The 18,200-nt window shown below is 66.8% G+C and carries 20 protein-coding genes; all 20 read right to left on the bottom strand.

The annotated features are described in order from the left end of the window. Positions 1–33: 33 nt before the first annotated feature. Positions 34–1,740 carry an LVIVD repeat-containing protein gene (locus tag ASD15_RS21755; protein WP_057157094.1) on the bottom strand — a complete coding sequence of 569 codons (1,707 nt, stop codon included), beginning with the start codon at positions 1,738–1,740 and terminating at the stop codon, positions 34–36. Between the two features lie 32 nt (positions 1,741–1,772). Next, positions 1,773–2,813 (bottom strand): porin, encoded by a 1,041-nt coding sequence (locus ASD15_RS21750; protein ID WP_057157093.1) that lies wholly within the window; start codon positions 2,811–2,813, stop codon positions 1,773–1,775. A gap of 47 nt (positions 2,814–2,860) precedes the next feature. Next, complete coding sequence (gene kynU, locus ASD15_RS21745; RefSeq protein ID WP_057157092.1) at positions 2,861–4,099, bottom strand: kynureninase; 1,239 nt, start codon at positions 4,097–4,099, stop codon at positions 2,861–2,863. Positions 4,100–4,251: 152 nt separating this feature from the next. Continuing rightward, positions 4,252–5,631 carry an amino acid permease gene (locus tag ASD15_RS21740; protein WP_057157091.1) on the bottom strand — a complete coding sequence of 460 codons (1,380 nt, stop codon included), beginning with the start codon at positions 5,629–5,631 and terminating at the stop codon, positions 4,252–4,254. A gap of 58 nt (positions 5,632–5,689) precedes the next feature. After that, positions 5,690–6,694 (bottom strand): amidohydrolase family protein, encoded by a 1,005-nt coding sequence (locus ASD15_RS21735; protein WP_057157090.1) that lies wholly within the window; start codon positions 6,692–6,694, stop codon positions 5,690–5,692. After that, the gene (locus ASD15_RS21730) at positions 6,691–7,221 is read right to left on the bottom strand and encodes a 3-hydroxyanthranilate 3,4-dioxygenase (protein ID WP_057157341.1); all 531 of its coding nucleotides are present in this window, start codon (positions 7,219–7,221) and stop codon (positions 6,691–6,693) included. The genes ASD15_RS21735 and ASD15_RS21730 overlap by 4 nt, the downstream gene beginning before the upstream one ends. An 11-nt stretch (positions 7,222–7,232) precedes the next feature. After that, the gene (locus ASD15_RS21725; RefSeq protein ID WP_057157089.1) at positions 7,233–7,673 is read right to left on the bottom strand and encodes a RidA family protein; all 441 of its coding nucleotides are present in this window, start codon (positions 7,671–7,673) and stop codon (positions 7,233–7,235) included. After that, a complete protein-coding gene (locus tag ASD15_RS21720) occupies positions 7,670–8,476 on the bottom strand; it encodes a 2-keto-4-pentenoate hydratase (RefSeq protein WP_057157340.1) in 807 nt (268 codons plus the stop codon). The genes ASD15_RS21725 and ASD15_RS21720 overlap by 4 nt, the downstream gene beginning before the upstream one ends. A gap of 14 nt (positions 8,477–8,490) precedes the next feature. Then, a complete protein-coding gene (dmpG, locus tag ASD15_RS21715; protein ID WP_056391062.1) occupies positions 8,491–9,537 on the bottom strand; it encodes a 4-hydroxy-2-oxovalerate aldolase in 1,047 nt (348 codons plus the stop codon). 10 nt (positions 9,538–9,547) lie between these two features. Then, positions 9,548–10,510, bottom strand: a complete 963-nt coding sequence (locus ASD15_RS21710) for an acetaldehyde dehydrogenase (acetylating) (RefSeq protein WP_307188295.1) — start codon at positions 10,508–10,510, stop codon at positions 9,548–9,550. A 21-nt stretch (positions 10,511–10,531) separates the two neighbouring features. Next, positions 10,532–11,314, bottom strand: coding sequence for a 2-keto-4-pentenoate hydratase (locus ASD15_RS21705; protein ID WP_057157087.1), 783 nt, complete (start codon positions 11,312–11,314; stop codon positions 10,532–10,534). Then, positions 11,311–11,709, bottom strand: coding sequence for a RidA family protein (locus ASD15_RS21700; RefSeq protein WP_057157086.1), 399 nt, complete (start codon positions 11,707–11,709; stop codon positions 11,311–11,313). The genes ASD15_RS21705 and ASD15_RS21700 overlap by 4 nt, the downstream gene beginning before the upstream one ends. Positions 11,710–11,717: 8 nt before the next feature. Further along, positions 11,718–13,187: a 2-hydroxymuconic semialdehyde dehydrogenase gene (locus ASD15_RS21695; protein WP_057157085.1), complete on the bottom strand. Its 1,470-nt coding sequence runs from the start codon at positions 13,185–13,187 to the stop codon at positions 11,718–11,720. A 169-nt stretch (positions 13,188–13,356) separates the two neighbouring features. Further along, positions 13,357–14,349, bottom strand: coding sequence for a LysR substrate-binding domain-containing protein (locus tag ASD15_RS21690; protein WP_057157084.1), 993 nt, complete (start codon positions 14,347–14,349; stop codon positions 13,357–13,359). Continuing rightward, positions 14,339–14,995, bottom strand: a complete 657-nt coding sequence (locus ASD15_RS21685; RefSeq protein ID WP_057157083.1) for a GntR family transcriptional regulator — start codon at positions 14,993–14,995, stop codon at positions 14,339–14,341. The genes ASD15_RS21690 and ASD15_RS21685 overlap by 11 nt, the downstream gene beginning before the upstream one ends. Positions 14,996–15,039: 44 nt before the next feature. After that, positions 15,040–15,462, bottom strand: a complete 423-nt coding sequence (locus ASD15_RS21680) for a VOC family protein (protein ID WP_057157339.1) — start codon at positions 15,460–15,462, stop codon at positions 15,040–15,042. Between the two features lie 10 nt (positions 15,463–15,472). Beyond that, a complete protein-coding gene (locus ASD15_RS21675) occupies positions 15,473–16,264 on the bottom strand; it encodes a sulfite exporter TauE/SafE family protein (protein WP_057157082.1) in 792 nt (263 codons plus the stop codon). 5 nt (positions 16,265–16,269) lie between these two features. Next, positions 16,270–16,872, bottom strand: coding sequence for a malonic semialdehyde reductase (locus ASD15_RS21670; protein WP_057157081.1), 603 nt, complete (start codon positions 16,870–16,872; stop codon positions 16,270–16,272). Beyond that, entirely contained in the window at positions 16,869–17,285 is a 417-nt protein-coding gene (locus ASD15_RS21665) for a RidA family protein (RefSeq protein WP_057157080.1), read from the bottom strand. The genes ASD15_RS21670 and ASD15_RS21665 overlap by 4 nt, the downstream gene beginning before the upstream one ends. Further along, positions 17,282–18,199 (bottom strand): dihydrodipicolinate synthase family protein, encoded by a 918-nt coding sequence (locus tag ASD15_RS21660; protein ID WP_057157079.1) that lies wholly within the window; start codon positions 18,197–18,199, stop codon positions 17,282–17,284. Before ASD15_RS21660 ends, ASD15_RS21665 begins: the two co-directional genes overlap by 4 nt. Position 18,200 lies beyond the last annotated feature (1 nt).

The raw sequence follows: 18,200 nt of genomic DNA, 5'->3' as shown, positions 1-18,200 counted from the left end.
AACGGAGGCAGGGGCAGCGCGGGGGGGGGGGGACTACTTCTTAGGCGGCATGCCGAATACCGGCTTGCCCAGCAGTTCGGTGGACACCGTGTAAATGCCGTGGTTCGAGAACACCCACACCAGGTTGCGGTCCCACTCTACGAAGATGCTGTGAACCGGGTTGGGCAGCGCGCGGATGGAGAGCGTCTGGCCATCGGTGGTCTTCTTCCCGGCATCGACCATCTTCGGCACGAAGTAGCCCGCAATGACCGGTTTCAGCGGGTCTTTCACGTCAAAGATCTGCAGGCCGGCGTTGTAGTACGAGTACGGCATGTAGCGCGGGCTCGGCGTGCCCGGCTGGATCGCCGTGTAGCCGCTGCGCTTCGGACCGAAGCTGCCGCGCCGCTGGCAGTAGTCGGTAAACGGCGCCTCCTTCGGCGGAGTCGGCGTCGGCAGCACGTTGACGATCTTCGGCCGCAGCGGGTCGCGCACGTCGATCGAGTAGATCGCCTTCAGCGGCTCGTAGCAGTCCTCGGACATCGGGTAGCCGCTGTAGTAGACCATGCCGGTCGATTCCACCTTGGTCACGTCGATGTTGTCGCCCTCGGTGCCGGTCACGCTCACCGGCATGTCGATATGCGCCACCTGCTTCATGTTCTTCGGATCGGAAATATCGATCACGTAGAAACCGAAGCCGCCCATTGCCGCGTAACCGTACTTGCCGCCCTGCTCCACCGGCTTGGGAATGAACAGCGGCATGCGCGCGCCCATCCACGAAGTCTTGTTGCCGGCGCGCGGGTTCTTCTTATATTCCTCTTCCTCGCCCACGCGGGAACCCGGCGCCCACCACATCGACAGGCGTTTCGGCTTGGCGGGGTCGGACACGTCGTACACCAGCTGCGCACCGGCGTGCAGATAAGTCTTGTACTCGGTGTTGGCGAAGCTGTTGTCCGGCGCGCCGGCCACGAACAGGTATTGATCGCCGTTATACACCGGCACGTCCTGGCAGCCGGAGCCTTCCTGCACCGGATCCTTGGCCGAGTGGCTTTCGTCCAGCGCGGTCTCGGACAGCAGCTTCCAGTCGGTCCACTGCGGGCTGGTCACCTCGTAGATGCGGAAGCCGCGCAGCATCGGTTTCTTGCGCGCGTTCTCCACCTGCTCGGGATTGGTGTACTTGTTCCAGATCAGGCCGTAGCGCGAAATCTCGTAGCACTGCACCGCGATCATCTTGTTCAGTTTCTTGTTGAACTTCACGTTGAAGGGGCCGAACTGGTGCTCGCCTTCCTTGGTCTTGAAGGTCTTCTTCTGCACCACCTTTACGTTCTTCGGATCGGTGATGTCGAACAGGTTGTACATCCAGGTCTCGTAGTCGTACAGATAGCGCCGGCCTTCCCAGTCCAGTGTGGCCTGCCAGCTGTGGCCGGCGCCCGCCACCTCGGGAATGAAGCCTTCCAGCTTCACGTTCTTGGCGTACTGGTTCTGGTCCAGGTAGCTCAGGCTGCCCGCCACCGGGTGCGCGCCGTATACGTCCGGCGTCATGTCCGGGCTCTTGAACTTGCCGGTCTTTTCATCGTAGCCCCATGAGCCGGGCGCCGGCAGCGGCGGTTCGCCGGGCAGCAGCTTGATCTCCTTGGTGTTCGGGCCGGGTGCGTCCGGCGCGTTCAGGTTGGCGCCGCTGCGCGGCTGCTGGGCCAGTACGCTGCCGGCAACGGCGGCGGCGCACAGGGTGATGGTCAGGCGGGGCAAAAACTTCGTCTTCATAGCGTGGGCTTTCTATTCAGGTTAGTCGGAGATCAGAACGAGTGGCGCAGGCCCACTTGCGTACCGCGTTCGGGGTTGGCGCTGCCGTTGTAGTTGAAGGTGAGCGGGTACGGCACTTTCGGATTGCCCTTGGTGATGACGCGGCCATGGTTGATATACACGTCGGTGCGCTTGGAGAAGCGGTAGTTGTAGCCGGCCAGGAAGCTGTTGGCGTCGGTCAGGTCCCTGCCCACGTCGTCGTGGCGGCGCACCACGCTGATGTAGGCGCCGTGCGGGCCGCCGCTCTTCCAGCGCGCGCCCACTTGCATGTCCCAGCCCCGGGTCTGGAAGCCCACGTAGGGCGGATAGGCGTAGTAGCCGTTGTAGGTGTGGTAAATGAAGGTCGGCTCCACGCTGCCGAAGCGGTAAGTGGCGGAAAGGTAGTTGTCGCGCGAGCTTTCCATCTTCGGGCTGGCGATGTTCCTGATGTCCTTGTGGTCGGACACGAAGCCCAGGTACAGCGGACCGCTGCGGTACTCCACGCCGGTGCTGATGACACGGCCGTTGTGGTCCGCCGTTTCCTGCCCGGTGGTGACCATGAAGCGGCCCTTGAAACCGCCGAGTACCGGCGTGTTGTAGGAGATGGCATTGCTTTCGCGCCACGGGGCGTAGAAATACTGGTTGTTGCTCACCCGGCTGTAGTCGCCCGACCAGCTGGGGTCCGCGTAACCGACGATCCAGTAGGACGGCGTGTTCTGGCGGCCCAGCGCAAACTGGCCCCATTTGCCGCGCATGCCCACGTAGGTTTCGCGCGGGGTCGGGCCGCCGCCGGTGTCGGCCGCCAGCTGCATCTGGTGCAGGAAGAAGGCCTGGTTGCCGTTCCCCAGGTCCTCCGTCGCGCTGAACTCCAGGCGCGAGTTGCTCAAGCCGCCGCTGGAAACGCGCGTCACGCTTTCCTTGGGCGTGGACAGCCGCTCCACGTTGATGTCGATGACGCCCGATATCGTCACGTTGCTGGCCTCGGCCCGCTGCGCGCCGGCCGCCATGGCGGACAGCGCCGCCAGTACTGCCACTCCCGTTGCTTTCAGTTGCATCTTTGTCTCCTCGTTTTATATTTTGTATCAAGGGCAAGCTAAAAAACTCACGTCACTGCTTTTTTGGTCAAGAATTTCTCCTGGTTCCACTCTCCACTGGCCATGATCTGTTGCAGGGTGTCCACCGTGTGATGGACGTCGATATAGCGCACATACAGCGGCGCGAAGCCGAAGCGCAGGATGTCGGGCATGCGGAAGTCGCCGGTGATGCCGCGCGCGATCAGCGCCTGCACGATGGCGTAGCCTTGCGGATGGGTGAGCGCCACCTGGCTGCCGCGCTGGTTGCAGTCGCGCGGCGAACCGATGCCAAAGCCGTACTCGGACAGCCGCGCGTCCACCAGGCGGATGAACAGGTCGCCCAGCGCCTTGCTCTTGTTGCGCAGCTGCTGCATGTCGATGCCGCTGAAGACATCCAGCGCCGCGTCCAGCGCCAGCATGGACAACAGCGGCGGCGTGCCGCACTGCATGCGGTTGATGCCGGGCGCGGGCTGGTACTGCTGCACGAAGTCGAACGGTTTCTGGTGGCCGTGCCAGCCGGACAGCGGCTGGCGCACCTGCTCCAGATGGCGCCGCGCGGCGTACACGAAGGCCGGTGCGCCGGGGCCGCCGTTCAGATATTTGTAGCCGCAGCCGACCGCGAAGTCGGCGTTGACCTCGTCCAGCTCCACGTGCAGCGCGCCGGCGCTGTGCGCCAGGTCCCAGATCACCAGCGCGCCCACGGCCTGCGCCTTGCGGGTCAGCGCGGCCATGTCGTAGACGGCGCCGCTGCGGTAGTTCACGTGGGTCAGCATCAGCACGGCCACACTGTCGTCCAGCGCGTCTGCGATGGCCGAGGCGTCCGAATCCACGTAACGGATCTCGCTGCCGAACAGCTCCGCCACGCCCTGGGCGATATACAGGTCGGTGGGGAAGTTGCCCTTTTCGGTGAGGATCACCGTGCGGCCGCTGTTGATGCGCAGCGCGGCGGCCAGCGCCTTGAACAGGTTCACGGAGGTGGAGTCGCCCACCATCACTTCGTCGGCGCCGGCGCCGATCAGCGGCGCTACCTTGGCCGCCACGCGCTGCGGCAGGTCGATCCAGCCGGCGTCGTTCCAGGAGCGGATCAGGCCCTGGCCCCATTCCCTGGCCACGGCTTCCTGCATGCGGGCCGGCAGGCTGGCGGGCATGGCGCCCAGGGAATTGCCGTCCAGGTAAACCTCGCCCTCCGGCAGGGTGAACTTGCTGCGGTACGCGGCCAGCTGGTCGCGGGCATCGAGGTCGATGCAGTCTTGCTTGGTCAATTTCATTACAGTTGCTCCTATCGATGAATCTAGTATGCAGAGGTGTTGCAATAAGCGAAAATGAATAATTCGGCTCCAGCTATTCCAGTTCTTTATTCCAGAACGGGGCGTGCAAGGGCCGCCGCAAGGCTGCGGCCAAGGCGCGGCTGGAGCAGGGATCAGCGCTTGCGGTAGCGCAGGTAATACAGGGCGCTCAGGGCCAGCATGAAGGGCACGCCGGTGAGCAAGGTCATTTCAAACTCGCGGGTGAAGGCGGTGGTTGCCATAATGGCCAGCATCAGCGCCGCACCCAGCAAGGTGAGCCAGGGGAAGGCCCACATGCGGAAGGCCAGCCTGGGCTGCCCTTCCCTGCCCCAGCGGCGCCGGAAGCAGTAGTGGGTGACGAAGATCATCAGCCAGGTGAACATGGCGCCAAACATGGAGATGGCCATCATCAGCATGAAGGAGCCCTTCGGATACAGCACGCTGAGCGCCGCCGCGATGGCGATGCCGGCGCACGACAGCGACAGCGCCGCTACCGGCACGCCGCGCTTGCTCAGGCGCCCGAAGCGCTCCGGCGCCTGGCCTGCGCGCGACAGGCTGAACATGGTGCGGGTGGTGATGTACAGCTGGCTGTTCATGGCCGACAGCGCCGCCACCAGGATCACGAAGTTGATCAGTCCCGCCGCGCCGGGCACGTGCAGCGCTTCCATCGCCATCACGAAGGGACTGTGGCCGTTGCCCGCCGCCGTCCACGGCACGATGGCCAGCATCAGGCCCAGCGTGAGCATGTAGAACACCACCAGGCGCAGCATGGCCGCCTTGAACGCCCCGGTGATGGCGCGCTGCGGGTCTTTCGCCTCGCCGGCCGCCACCGCCACCATCTCGATGCCGAGGTAGCTGAAGATGGAGACGATCACCCCGGTCCACATGCCGGCGCCGCCGTTGGGGAAGAAGCCCTGGTGCTGCAGGTAGTTCTTGAAGCCGATCGGCCCCGCCGCCGGCGCCGCGTACACCAGCCAGGAGCCGATGACGATGAAGGCGACGATGGCGGCGATCTTGATGGTCGAGAACAGGTACTCGACGTTGCCGAACACGTCCACGCTCATGGCGTTGACGAACACCAGCGCGGCCGAAAACAGCGCGATCCACATCCACGCCGGCGTGCCGGGGAACCAGTACTGCATGTACAGCGCCACCGCCGTGACCTCCGTGCCCACCGCCAGCACGATGGAGGCCCAGTAGGCATAGCGCACCGCGAAGCCGGCCCAGGGGCTGACATAGTGCTCGGCGTAGGCGCCGAAGGAGCCGGCGGTGGGGTGGGCCACGGTCATCTCGGCCAGGCAGCCGATCAGCAGGATGGCGATCAGCGCGCCGATGGCGTAGCTGACCAGCACACTGGGACCGGCAAAGCCGATGGCGAAACCGCTGCCGAGGAACAGGCCGGTGCCGATGGCGCCGCCGATGGCGATCATCGACATCTGGCCGCTGGTCAGGCCGCGCTGCAAACCGTCCTCGCGCGCGGCGATCGCGGCGAAGCCGCTGTCAGGGTGTGTCATGTGTGTCTCCAGTTGGCCGCTTGGCGCAGGGTGCGCGCGGCTCTTGTGGGGTGTAGGGTCAGATGCCGAAGAACTCGCTGGCGTTGCCGCCCAGGAGCCTGGCCCTGCGCTGCGCGCTGAAATCGGAATCGCGTATCAGCTTGCCGACCTCCTGCTCGCCCAAGGGATAGGGGTAGTCCGAGCCGAGCATCACGCGCTGCTCGCCCATCACGTCCACCAGCAGGCCCAGGGCGCGCTGGTCGAACACGGCCGAGTCCACGTAGAAGCGCTTGACGTAGGACGACGGCGGCTGCGGGCAGTTTTCGCGCACGATGTCGCGCTGGTGCCAGGCGTTTTCCACGCGGCCCAGCAGGAAGGCGAAGCTGCCGCCGCCGTGGGCGAAGCAGATCTTCAGCGACTCGGGCAAGCGCTCGAAGGCGCCGGACATGATCAGCGACAGGATGCCCAGCTGGGTCTCGGCCGGCATGGCCACCAGCCAGGGCAGCATCCATTTCTTCATGCGCGCGTCGCCGCCCATCATGTCCCACGGGTGCACCAGCAGCGGAATGCCATCGTGCGCGCAATGGGCGAGGAAGCGCAGCAAGCCCTCGTCGTCCAGGTCCAGGTTGCCCAGGTGGTTGCCGATCTGGACCCCCACATGGCCGTTGGCCTTGGCGCGGCTCGCTTCGCGGCAGGCCGCGTCGATGTCCTGCAGCGGCACCTGCGCCAGCGCCTTGAGCCGCTGCGGATTGTGCGCACACAGCTCCAGCGCGTAGTCGTTCATGCGCTCGGCCCACGGCAGCGCCAGGCCGATCGGGTAGCTGTAGCCGAACATCACGGGCGTGGCGCACATCAGCTGGACGTCCACGCCGGAGCGGTCCATTTCCTCGACCCGGCGCGCCGGGTCCCACAGCGCCGAATACACCGGCCGGAAGGGCTGGTCGCCGGTCATGATCATGCCGTGGCCGTTGTCCTCCACGCGCAGCCAGGGCGCCTTGTGCTTGTCCAGCGCGGCCGCTTCGGCTTGCGTGATGGGCGGGAAGAAGTGGCTGTGGATGTCGATTACCTGGTTCGCTTGCGTCATTTGGCCCCCAGCTTGCCGGGGTGGACTTCGCCGCACTGCGGGCATACGCGCAGGCTGGCGTCGCCGTAGAAGCGCTCGAACAGCGGCGGCAGGTCCTTGACGATGCTCTGCAGCTGCGTCTCCACGCGGTGCACCAGGTGGTTGCACGACAGGCAGTACCACTCGAAGGCGTCCAGCATGCCCTGCGGCCGCTGGCGTTCGATCACCAGGCACAGGCTGCCCGCCTCGGGGCGCTGCGGCGAATGGCGCACATGCGGCGGCAGCAGGAAGATGTCGCCTTCTTTCAGCTCGATGCGCTCGATTCGGCCGCCGTCCATGATGTTCAGGTAGGCGTTGCCCTTGAACTGGTAGAAGAACTCCTCCAGCGGATCGTCATGGTAGTCGGTGCGCTGGTTAGGGCCGCCGACCACGGTGACGATGAAGTCCGCGTCCTGCCACACTTGCTGGTTGCCGACGGGAGGCTTGAGCAGGTGCGCGTGCTCCGCGATCCACTGCTGGAAATTGAATGGTTTGCCGTATTTGTACATGGTTGCGTCCATTATGCAGGCTTGTAGGCGATGGCTTTGATTTCGATCAGCAGGTGCGGGTGCGGCAGCTGGTGCACCGCCACCGTGGTGCGGGTGGGGCCGTCGTAGTCGAAGTACTCGCCGTAGATATCGTTATAGCCGCCGAAATCGTTCATGTTGACCAGGAAGGTGCTGATTTCGACGATGTCGTCCAGCCCTGCCCCGGCGCTGGCCAGGATGTCGCGCATGTTCTCGATCACCGCGCGGGTCTGCACGCGGATGTCGAGCCGGGTGGTGCCCATGGCGTCCACTTCCACGCCGGCCAGGCTATTGTCGGGCCGGCGCGAACTGGTGCCGGACACGAACAGGAAATCGCCTGCGCGCTTCAGGTGCGGGAACTTGCCGCGCGGGCGCGCCTTGCCCTCGACCAGGTGTGCCTGGGTGGCGGTGCCGTGATTCGTGCCATGGCTCATGCTGCGCCTCCGGTCGAGAATTCCGCGCGGCCAAGGCCGCCGATTTCCACGCTTACGTGCAGCGCGGGCGCCAGCGCCTCGGCCGCCGTGGCGGCGCCTGCCATGATCAGCGAACCGGCGGGCAGCGTCAAGCCAGCGGCGCTGGCCAGGCGGCTGGCCTGCACCACGCTGCGCAGCGGGTTGCCCAGGATGGCGCCGGTGCTGCCCATGGCCACCGGACGGCCGTTAAAGCGCATCGTGACGCCCCGGTTGGCCAGGTTGCCCACATCCGGCGAGAACTCGCCCACCACCACGCCGGCCGACGAGCAGTTGTCCGCGACCACGTCTTCCAGGTTGAACTTGAAATTGCGGAAGCGCGAATCGATGATTTCCATGGCCGGCGCCACCCCGGCCAGGTAGCCTGCGGCCTCCAGCAAGGTCAGCGGCCGGTCGATGGCGCGGCTGGTGAGAAAGCACAGCTCCGGCTCCACGCGCGGGTGGATGAAGTGCTCCAGCGGCACCGTGGCGCCCTCCTCGTACAGCATGGCGTCCGTCAGCAGGCCCCAGATCAGGCTGTCCACCCCCATCTGCACCATCTTCGCGCGGCTGGTAAAGCCCAGCTTCACGCCCACCGGCTGTTCGCCGCGCCCGTGGCGCAGCGCGATGGAGGCACGCTGGATCTCGTAAGCCTGTGCCAGCGTGAAGCCGTGCACCGGCGCCAGCGGGTCGGTCTCCCGGCGCAGGCGGGCAGCATCGTCCAGCGTGGCAGCCAGCCCGGCGACCAGGCCGGCGCGCACGCCCTGCCAGTCCGCGCCGCGCAGCATTTCTGCCGCGCCGCTCATGCCGCCACCTCCTGGCCGCCACGGCGCAGCAGGTCCAGCGCGACATCCACGATCATGTCCTCCTGCCCGCCCACCATGCGGCGCTTGCCCAGCTCCACCAGGATGTCGATGGCCGGTACGCCGTAGCGCGCGGCAGCCGCCTCGGCGTGGCGCAGGAAACTCGAATACACGCCGGCATAGCCCAGCGCCAGGGTTTCGCGGTCCACCCGCACCGGGCGGTCCTGCAGCGGGCGCACCAGGTCGTCGGCCGCGTTCATCAGCGCGAACAAGTCGGTGCCATGCTGCCAGCCCATGCGGTCCACGGCGGCGATGAACACTTCCAGCGGCGCGTTGCCGGCGCCCGCGCCCATGCCGGCCAGCGAGGCGTCGATCCGGTCGCAGCCGTTTTCCAGCGCCACGATGGAGTTGGCCACGCCCAGCGACAGGTTGTGGTGGGCGTGCATGCCGGTCTGGGTTTCGGGGCGCAGCGTGTCCTTGAAGGCCCAGAAGCGCTCTGCCACGTCGGTCATCGACAGCGCGCCGCCGGAATCGACCACGTACACGCACTGCGCACCGTAAGACTCCATCAGCTTGGCCTGGCGCGCCAGCGCCTGCGGCGTGGTCATGTGCGACATCATCAGGAAGCCCACGGTATCCATGCCCAGCTTGCGCGCATGCTCGATGTGCTGGCGCGAGATGTCGGCCTCGGTGCAGTGGGTGGCAATGCGCACGATGCGCGCGCCGGCGCTGTAGGCAGCGTCCAGGTCGTGCACGGTACCGATGCCGGGCAGCAGCAGCGTGGCGATGCGGGCGTGCTGCAGGACATCGGCCACCGCTTCTATCCATTCCAGGTCGGTGTGGGCGCCGAAGCCGTAGTTGAAGCTGGAGCCGCGCAGGCCGTCGCCGTGGGCGATTTCTATGCTGTCCACCCTGGCCGCGTCCAGCGCCCTGGCGATGGCGACCGCCTGCTCCAGCGAATACTGGTGGCGGATGGCATGCATGCCGTCGCGCAGGGTCACGTCGGAGACGTAGATCTTGCCGTCTTTGCGGTTGTTATTGCTCATGTCTGCTCCTTTACTGCGCCAGCGCGCTGGCGGCAATCTGCTCGGCCGTGGCCAGCGCCGCCGACGTCATGATGTCCAGGTTGCCCGCGTAGGCCGGCAGGTAGTGCGCCGCGCCTTCCACTTCGATAAATACCGACACCTTCAAGCCGTGCATCATGCCGATGCCGGGGATATTCAGCGGGCGCGTGGCCGGAATGCGCTCGAACTGCACCTGCTGCTTCAGGCGGTAGCCGGGTACGTAGGCGTTCACACGCCGCACCATGGCCTCTACCGAGGCGCGCACATCGTCCTCGCTGGCGGCGGCGTCGGCCAGGCAGAACACGGTGTCGCGCATCATCAGCGGCGGCTCGGCAGGATTGAGCACGATGATGGCCTTGCCCTGCTCCGCGCCGCCCACCGAGACGATGGCGCGGGAAGTGGTTTCCGTGAACTCGTCGATATTGGCGCGCGTGCCCGGACCGGCCGATTTGCTGGCAATGGACGCCACGATCTCGGCATAATGCACCTTCGCCACCTGCGACACGGCGCGCACGATGGGGATGGTGGCCTGGCCGCCGCAGGTGACCATGTTCAGGTTGGGACTGTGCAGGTGCTGTTCCAGGTTCACCACCGGCACCACATAGGGGCCGATGGCGGCGGGCGTGAGGTCGATCACGCGCACGCCGTGCCATTGCAGCAGGCGGTTGTGCTCCGCGTGGGCGCCGGCCGACGTGGCGTCGAAGGCCAGCTTGATCTTGTCGAAGCCGGGCAGCGCGGCCAGGCCCGCCACGCCCTCGTGGGTGATGGGCACGCCCAGGCGCGCCGCGCGGGCCAGGCCGTCCGATTCGGGGTCGATGCCGGCCATGGCCCCCATTTTCAAGTGCTTGGCATTGCGCAGTACCTTGATCATCAGGTCGGTGCCGATATTGCCGGAGCCGATGATGGCCACCGGCCAGCGCCGGTCGTCCAGTTGTGTGTTTTCCATGAGTGACATGAGTGTCTCCAGTTGCATTTTTTAGCTGCCGAACGCGGCGCGCACGCTGCCGAGTCCTTCGATATTCGCTTCGAACACGTCGCCGGCCTGCGCCACGCACATCGGACCCAGCGCGCCGGTCATCACGATGTCGCCCGCCTGCAGCGGGCTCCCGAGGCGGGCCATGGTGTCGGCCAGCCAGATCGCCGCACGCAGCGGATTGCCCAGGCAGGCGGCGCCCGCACCGACCGACACCTGCTCGCCGCGCCGCTCCATCACCATGCCGCAGCCGGCAACGTCGAAGGCGTCCAGCTTCACCGGCCGGGAACCCAGCACGAACAAGCCGCTGGAGGCGTTGTCGGCGATGGTGTCGGCCAGCTTGATGTCCCAGTTGGCGATGCGGCTGCCGACGATTTCGATCGACGGCAAGGCATAGGCCGTGGCGCGCAGGATGTCGGCCACCGTATTGCGCTCATGCGGCAGCGAACGTTCCAGCACCAGCGCGATTTCCGCTTCCACCTTGGGCTGCAGCACGCGGCCCGGGGCCACTTCCTCGCCGTCGCAAAGCGCCATGTCGGCGAACAGCATGCCGAAATCCGGCTGGTCGACGCCCAGCTGCTTCTGCACCGCCAGCGAGGTCAGGCCGATCTTGCGTCCCACCAGGCGCCGGCCGCGCACCAGCCAGCGGTCCGTGTTCAGTTTCTGCACCGCGTACGCCGCTTCCACGCCACCGTCGCCGAGCAGCGCGCGCACCGGCTGGCATGGCTCGCCGTACTGGTGCGCGTCCCAGAGCAGGTCCGCCGCCTGTTGTATGTTCGCGCTCATGCCCGCCCCGCCTGCACGAAAGTGAACTCGATTTCCACCGAGGCGCCCAGCGGCAGCGCGCTCACGCCGATGGAAGTGCGCGCCGGAGGGATGGTGTCGGCAGTGAACACGGCTTCCCAGGCGGCGTTGATCTCGCCGAACAGGTCCAGCCGGGTGGTGTAGATGCGGGCGATGAGCAGCTCGTCCAGCGACACGCCGTAGTCCGGCAGCGCGCGCTGCAGGCTGCGCAGGATGGCGGCGGCTTCGGCGCCCGGCCCGCCGGACACCAGTTCGCCGCTGGCCGAGTCCAGCGCGATCATGCCGGACAGCTGGACGGTGCCGCCGATGCGCACGCAAGGGCTGTAGCGGAAGCGCGGCGCCGCGATGGCGGGCGATTGCACGGTGATGCGATTCATGTGGGACCTCACAGTTTGATGCAGATGTTGGCAACATCCGAATAGAAATCGAGCGAATAGCGGCCGCCCTCGCGGCCCAGGCCGGACAGCTTGACGCCGCCGAACGGCGTGCGCAGGTCGCGCAGGTACCAGGTGTTGACCCACACCAGGCCGACGTGAATGCGGCGCGCCGCGCGGTGCGCGCGCGACAGGCTGGTGGTCCACAGCGCGCAGGCCAGGCCGTAGTCGCTGGCGTTCACGCGCTGCACCACTTCCTCCTCCGTGTCGAACGGAGCGATGTGGCACACCGGGCCGAAAATCTCTTCCGTCACGCAGCGTGCGCTGTCAGGCAGGCCGGTCCAGACGGTAGGCTGCACGTAGGCGCCCCGGTCGCGCGCGTCGCCGAAATGCGGCACACCGCCGCCCGCCACCACGGTGGCGCCCTCCTGCAGCGCCAGGCGGTAGTAGCCCAGCACCTTGTCGCGGTGGCCGTGCGAGATCAGCGGGCCCATGTCCACCCCTTCGTCGCCCGGATAGCCGATCTTCAGCGCATCCACCCGGGCCTTGATGGCGGCGACAAAGCGCTCGAAGATGGGCCGCTGGACGTAGACGCGCTCGGAGCACAGGCACACCTGGCCGGAATTGGTGAAGGAGGAGCGCATCACGCCCGCCACGGCCGCGTCGAAGTCGGCGTCGGCAAACACCACGGCAGCGTTCTTGCCGCCCAGCTCAAAGGACACCTCCTTCACGCCGTCCGCCACCGCCTTCATGATGGTGCTGCCGGTGCGCGACTCGCCGGTGAAGGTGATGGCGTCGATACCGGCGCTCTGCGTGAGGAACTGGCCGGCCGAATCGGCGCCGAAGCCGTGCACCAGGTTGAACACGCCGCGCGGCACCCCGGCGCCGTGCATCACCTCGGCCAGCAGCGTCGCAGTGGACGGCGATTCTTCGGACGGCTTGGCCACCACCGCGTTGCCGCAGGCGAGCGCCGGCGCCACTTTCCAGGTCAGCAGCAGCAGCGGCAGGTTCCATGGCGCGATGATGCCGACCACGCCGAGCGGCTTGCGCACCGTGTAATTCAGCGCGCCGGCGCCGTCGGCGGTGGCCATCTCGAAGGCGTCCGTGTTGGCGCCGGCGGCCAGGTCGGCGAAGGTGCGGAAGTTGGCGATGCCGCGTGCGATGTCGAGCTGGCGCGCCTGCTCGACCGGGCGGCCGGTGTCGGCCACTTCGGCAGCCACGAATTCGTCGAAACGGGCGGCGATGCCGTCAGCCACCTTGTGCAGCATGGCGGCGCGCTGCTGCACGCTCATGGCGCCCCAAGGCCCTTGCAGGGCGCGGCGCGCGGCAGCGACAGCCGCTTCCACGGTGGCACGGTCCGCTTCGCAGACCCGGTTAATCAGGCTGCCGTCGACCGGATTGATGTTGTCGAAGGTGGCCGCGCTGCCGGCGAATTCACCGTCGACATAGTTGCGCAGCAGTGCTGGCGATGCAGGTTTCAAGTCGGTCTCCTATGTTCTCGTGTACAACTTGGAAACGAGTATAAGAAGACCTGGCAATAAAATATAATGAATAATTATGCTCTGGACATGCCTAATTTTAATATCAGAGCCTGTGGCTGATCCTGCAATCGAGCGCGGCTGACCAGGCGCGCGCCCGGCCAGGGGTGCCTTAGAGCTCTGCGGCGGCCTGCGTCAGGCAGGCGATGAAGCGCGCGGCGGCCGGCGTGCTGGCGCGGTCTTCGCGCACCGAGTAGCCGATGCGGCCGAAGGCGCCGATGTCGCCCATCTCCAGGATCGCCAGCAGCTTCAGTTGCGCGAAGTGCTGCGCCACCGCGCGCGGCATCAGGTTGATGGCCTGCATGGCCTGCATCAAGCCGATATTGGTCAGCAGCGACAGCGACTCCACGATATTGCCCGGCATGGCCAGTCCGGCGTCCGAAAACAGGCGCTCGGCGGTGATGCGCGCCGGCGACTCCATCGGCGGCAGCAGCCAGGGCCAGGCCATCAGTTCGCGCAGGTCGATGCTGGTGCGCTGCGCCAGCGGGTGCTCGCTCCACACCACCGCGCACAGCGCCTCCTTGAACAGTTCCGCGTGGTGGAAGCTGTACATGCGCGCCAGCGGCAAGTCCGCTTCCGGCAGCCGGCCCACCACCAGGTCCAGCTCCCCGGTAGCCAGCGCCGGGAACAGGCGGTCCAGCGGGCCTTCCCGCACCGTCACCAGGATGCCTGGCCGCTCGGCCTTCAGCTTTGAGATGGCCAGCGGCAGCAGCCGCGCCGAGGCGGAGATCAGCGTGCCGACCACCACGTGGCCGGAATCGCCGCTGCGGAACGCGTTCAACTCGTCGGTCAGGTAGCGCAGCTCGGCGATCACGGACTTCACGCGCGCCCCCAGCAGGGTGGCGTAGCAAGTCGGCACCACGCCGCGGTTGGTGCGCTCGAACAGCTCCACGCCCAGGTCGCCTTCCAGTTCCTGGATGGCCTTGGTGACGGCGGGCTGGGTGAGGTTCAGCTCCTTGGCCGCGCGCGCAATCGAGTGCGAGGCCAGCACGCGGTCGAAGATCAGCAAGGGCTTGAGCTTCAGGCGGCGCAGCATGCCGTCGGCCAGCGGCATGTTCGGCCGCGACAAGTCCGTTGCAGGCGGCTGGCGGTCGTCAGCTTCCATGGCCTGCCTGGCGTTCGCGTATCACTTCCAGCACGTGCACGCTGAGGCGGTTGGCGTGGTTGCGCATGGCGAGGTAGGCGCGCTCCGCGTCCGAGGCCAGGATCGCATTGACGATGGCCTCGTGCTCATCGTGCGACTGCGCCAGGCGCCGCTCCACCCCGCCCTGCGCGGCGCGGAACTGGTTCAGCTTGGCGCGCAGCTTGTCGATGCTCTCGGCCAGGCTGCGGTTGTGCGCCCCGGTGCAGATCAGCTGGTGGAACTTGGCGTTGATCTCCAGGTAGCCGTCCTCGTCGCCGTGCTCCATGCACTCCACGCCCTGCAAATGGAACAGCTCGAGCTGCTTCTTCTGCACCGCGCTCATGCGCTCGGCGCTGATACGGCAGCACAGCGCCTCCAGCTCGCCGAGCGCCTCCAGCGTATCGGCCAGCTCCTCCAGGCTGATGCTGACCACGATGCCGCCCTTGCGCGGCCGCAGTTCGATCAGGCCGGCGTTGGCCAGTTCGCGGAATGCCTGCCGCACCGGCGTGCGCGACACCTTGAAGCGCTCGGAAATGGCGTTTTCCTCCAGGCTCGCACCCGGTTCCACGGCGCCGTTGATGATTTCGTCTGCAAGGATGCGATAAAGCCGCATCGAAATGGTTTCCATGGTTCTCTGATCTTGTTGTTTTGGTGAATATCGTCCGCCCCACACTATATCGCGAACAGGCGGTTCAGGGCAGCCAGTCCTTTGAACTCAAGCGCGTTGCCGGACGGGTCGCAGAAGAACATGGTGGACTGTTCGCCGGGCTGGCCAACAAAGCGCACGTGCGGCTCTACCACGAAGCTCAGGCGCGCGGCGCGGGCGCGTTCGGCCAGCGCGTTCCAGTGCGGCATGTCGAGCACGATGCCGAAGTGCGGAATCGGCACGGCATCGCCGTCCACCTGGCCGCTGCCGGCGGCCGGCTGCAGATCCGGCTTCAAGTGCAGCGAGAGCTGGTGGCCCATGCAGTCGAAATCGACCCAGCGTTCGGTGCTGCGGCCTTCGGTAAAACCGAGTACGCCGCCGTAGAAGGCGCGCGCCTCGTCCAGGTCGCGCACGAAGAAGGCCAGGTGGAAGGGAAACAGGGCTTGCATATTCATCCTTTCAAAACAACGATACCAGCATCCGGGTGCCGACCAGCAGCAACAGGCATGCGAACAGTTTCTTCAGCTTGGCCACCGGCAGCGCGTGCGCCATGCGCGCGCCCAGCGGCGCGGTCAGCATGCTGGCGACGGCGATGGCGGCCAGCGCGGGCAGGTAGACAAAGCCCAGGCTGTGCTCGGGCAGCGCCGCCACGCGCCAGCCGTTGAGCACATAACCCGCCACGCCGGCGGCGGCGATGGGGAAGCCCAGCGCGGCCGAGGTGCCGATCACGGTATGCAGCGGTACATTACACCATGTCATGAAGGGCACGGACAAGGTGCCGCCGCCTATGCCGACGAAGCTCGACACCACGCCGATGGCGCCGCCCGAGGCCAGCATGCCGCCTGTTGCTGGCAGCTGCCGGCTGGGTTTGGGCTTGATGTTCAGCAGCATCTGCGCCGCGACGAAGTAGGCGAAGCAAACGAAGATCAGCTTCAGCACCTTGGTGGACATGCCGGCCGCCAGCCAGACGCCCGCCAGTGTGCCGGCGACGATGCCGGGCGTGAGCCGCCGCACCACCATCCAGTCCACCGCGCCGCGCTTGTGGTGCGAGCGCAGGCTGGCCACCGAGGTGAACAGGATGGACGCCATTGAGGTGCCCAGCGCCAGGTGCAGCGTGTACTCGGGCGGAAAATGATGGGCGGTGTAGACGAAGGTGAGCACCGGCACGATGACAGTGCCGCCGCCGACGCCAAGCAGCCCGGCCAGTACGCCGGCGCAGGCGCCGAGCGCGATGTATAAGAGGATGTCCATGGTTTCTATAAAAAGGTGCAGGCCTGGCCGATATCCAGCCTTGGGCTGCGGGGGAACAGTCCGGCGGGGTCGCCGTAGCCCAGGTTGCAAACGAAATTGACCTTGAGGCGGCCGTCCGGGAAGAACTCGCGGTTGACGGCCGCCGCATCGAAGCCGGACAGCGGACCGCAGTCCAGGCCGAGCGCGCGCGCAGCCAGTATCAGCCAGGCCCCCTGCAGGCTGCTGTTGCGGAAGGCAGTGGCTTCGGCCAGCGCCGCACTGGCTTCGAACATGGCGCCTGCGCCGGGGCTGTGCGGGAACAGCTGCGGCAGGTGTTCGTAAAAGCGCGTGTCGTAGGCGATTACCGCCGCCACGGGCGCGCTGCGCACCTTTTCCACGTTACCGGGGCTAAGTGCCGGCAGCAGGCGCGCCTTGGCCTCGTCCGTGCGCAGGAACAGGAAGCGCGCCGGGCAGCCATTCACGCTGGTGGGACAGAGCTTGGCCAGCTGGTACAGCTGCACCAGCAGCGCGTCGTCAACCGCGCGCGGCAGCCAGGCGTTGTGCGAGCGTGCATGGCGGAACAGCAGGTCCAGGGCGTCTTCCGCCACCCGGCTTGGCGCGGCGGTCATGCGCCCTCCCCGGCTTGCGGCTTGTAGGCCACCACCGTCAACTCCACCACCATGTGCGGATGCGGCAGCTGGTGCACGGCCACCGTGGTGCGCGCGGCGCGGCCGTTGAAGTGTTCGGCGTAGATGGCGTTATAGGCCTGGAAGTCCGCCATGTCGGTCAGGTAAGCCGTCACCGCCACGCAATCGGAAAGGCGGGCGCCCGCCTGCGCCAGCGCCGCCTCCACCTTGGCGATCACGACGCGGGTCTGGTGCGCCGCGTCGAACACCACGCCGCCTTGCGGCAAATGGCGCACGCCGGCAATGCTGCCGTCGGCTTGGCGCGCGCTCATGCCCGAGACATGGATGAAGTCTCCCGCGCGGCAATATGCCGGGTAGCGTCCCAGCGGCGCGATGCGCTGCACGGCCGCGCTCACGGCTGCTCCAGCGCGGCCATGGCGAAGCCGGCGGCCGCCAGCTCGGCCCGCAGCGACGCCTGCTGCTGCGCACTCAGCGGCGACAGCGGCGGACGCTGCACCTGCCACTGCTGCTGGCCGCGCCCATGGCCAATGGCCCATTTCAGCGCAGCGATCATCGGGTACTTCTGGAAGATCTGCCGGATGCGGTCCACCTGCTGCTGCGCCGCTGCGGCGCCCGGCGCCGCCCAATTGGCGCACAGCGCCGAGATGGCGGCCGGATTGACGTTGATGGTGGCGGAGATGCAGCCGGCAGCACCCAGCGGCATGGCACGGGTGAGGAAGCTCTCGGAAGCGGGAAAGATGGACAGCTGCGGGAAATTGCGCAGCATGGCTTCGATGTTGGCCCAGTCGCCATTGCTGTCTTTCACGCCCGCGATCTGATCCGGGTAATGCCTGGCCAGGCGCTCGATCAGGCCCAGGCTGATCGGCACGCCCGAGAAGGCGGGAATGTGGTACAGGAACAGGCGCAGGTTCGCATCGGCCACCCGCTCGATCAGTTCCGAGTAGTAGGCGAACAGGCCGTCGTCGCTCACGCCCTTGTAGAAAAATGGCGGCAGCACCAGCACGCCGGCGCAGCCGTGCAGCAGCGCATGGCGGCTGAGCGCCACGGTATCCGGCAGCGCGCAGCCGCCGGTGCCGGGCAAGGTGCGGGACAAGTCGATGCCGCGCCCGCTCAGGCGGTCCAGCAGCATCATGCGTTCTGCCAGCGACAGCGAGTTGGCCTCGCTGTTGGTGCCGAAGATGGCCAGTCCCGCACCGTGCCGCTGCAGCCAGAGGCAGTGCGCGGCGTAGGCGTCGAAGTCGACTTCCAGGCTGGGTGTGAAAGGGGTGACGGCGGGCGCGAAGGCGCCGCTCAGCCGTGGTGCTGCCATG

The organism is Massilia sp. Root351, assembly GCF_001425045.1.
GTDB lineage: Bacteria > Pseudomonadota > Gammaproteobacteria > Burkholderiales > Burkholderiaceae_D > Rugamonas.
The sequence above is the reverse complement of the archived record's forward strand: the minus strand, read 5'-3'. Positions and strand labels throughout refer to the sequence as shown.

Bases quoted from the DNA above. Each gene is read 5' to 3' on its own strand.
- ASD15_RS21700 (WP_057157086.1), bottom strand. From the start codon at position 11,709: ATGAATCGCATCACCGTGCAATCGCCCGCCATCGCGGCGCCGCGCTTC.
- ASD15_RS21740 (WP_057157091.1), bottom strand. From the start codon at position 5,631: ATGACACACCCTGACAGCGGCTTCGCCGCGATCGCCGCGCGCGAGGAC.
- ASD15_RS21720 (WP_057157340.1), bottom strand. From the start codon at position 8,476: ATGCTGCGCGGCGCGGACTGGCAGGGCGTGCGCGCCGGCCTGGTCGCC.
- ASD15_RS21730 (WP_057157341.1), bottom strand. From the start codon at position 7,221: ATGTACAAATACGGCAAACCATTCAATTTCCAGCAGTGGATCGCGGAG.
- ASD15_RS21755 (WP_057157094.1), bottom strand. From the start codon at position 1,740: ATGAAGACGAAGTTTTTGCCCCGCCTGACCATCACCCTGTGCGCCGCC.
- ASD15_RS21705 (WP_057157087.1), bottom strand. From the start codon at position 11,314: ATGAGCGCGAACATACAACAGGCGGCGGACCTGCTCTGGGACGCGCAC.
- dmpG (WP_056391062.1), bottom strand. From the start codon at position 9,537: ATGAGCAATAACAACCGCAAAGACGGCAAGATCTACGTCTCCGACGTG.
- ASD15_RS21710 (WP_307188295.1), bottom strand. From the start codon at position 10,510: ATGTCACTCATGGAAAACACACAACTGGACGACCGGCGCTGGCCGGTG.
- ASD15_RS21680 (WP_057157339.1), bottom strand. From the start codon at position 15,462: ATGCAAGCCCTGTTTCCCTTCCACCTGGCCTTCTTCGTGCGCGACCTG.
- ASD15_RS21735 (WP_057157090.1), bottom strand. From the start codon at position 6,694: ATGACGCAAGCGAACCAGGTAATCGACATCCACAGCCACTTCTTCCCG.
- ASD15_RS21685 (WP_057157083.1), bottom strand. From the start codon at position 14,995: ATGGAAACCATTTCGATGCGGCTTTATCGCATCCTTGCAGACGAAATC.
- ASD15_RS21690 (WP_057157084.1), bottom strand. From the start codon at position 14,349: ATGGAAGCTGACGACCGCCAGCCGCCTGCAACGGACTTGTCGCGGCCG.
- kynU (WP_057157092.1), bottom strand. From the start codon at position 4,099: ATGAAATTGACCAAGCAAGACTGCATCGACCTCGATGCCCGCGACCAG.
- ASD15_RS21750 (WP_057157093.1), bottom strand. From the start codon at position 2,813: ATGCAACTGAAAGCAACGGGAGTGGCAGTACTGGCGGCGCTGTCCGCC.
- ASD15_RS21670 (WP_057157081.1), bottom strand. From the start codon at position 16,872: ATGACCGCCGCGCCAAGCCGGGTGGCGGAAGACGCCCTGGACCTGCTG.
- ASD15_RS21660 (WP_057157079.1), bottom strand. From the start codon at position 18,199: ATGGCAGCACCACGGCTGAGCGGCGCCTTCGCGCCCGCCGTCACCCCT.
- ASD15_RS21675 (WP_057157082.1), bottom strand. From the start codon at position 16,264: ATGGACATCCTCTTATACATCGCGCTCGGCGCCTGCGCCGGCGTACTG.
- ASD15_RS21725 (WP_057157089.1), bottom strand. From the start codon at position 7,673: ATGAGCCATGGCACGAATCACGGCACCGCCACCCAGGCACACCTGGTC.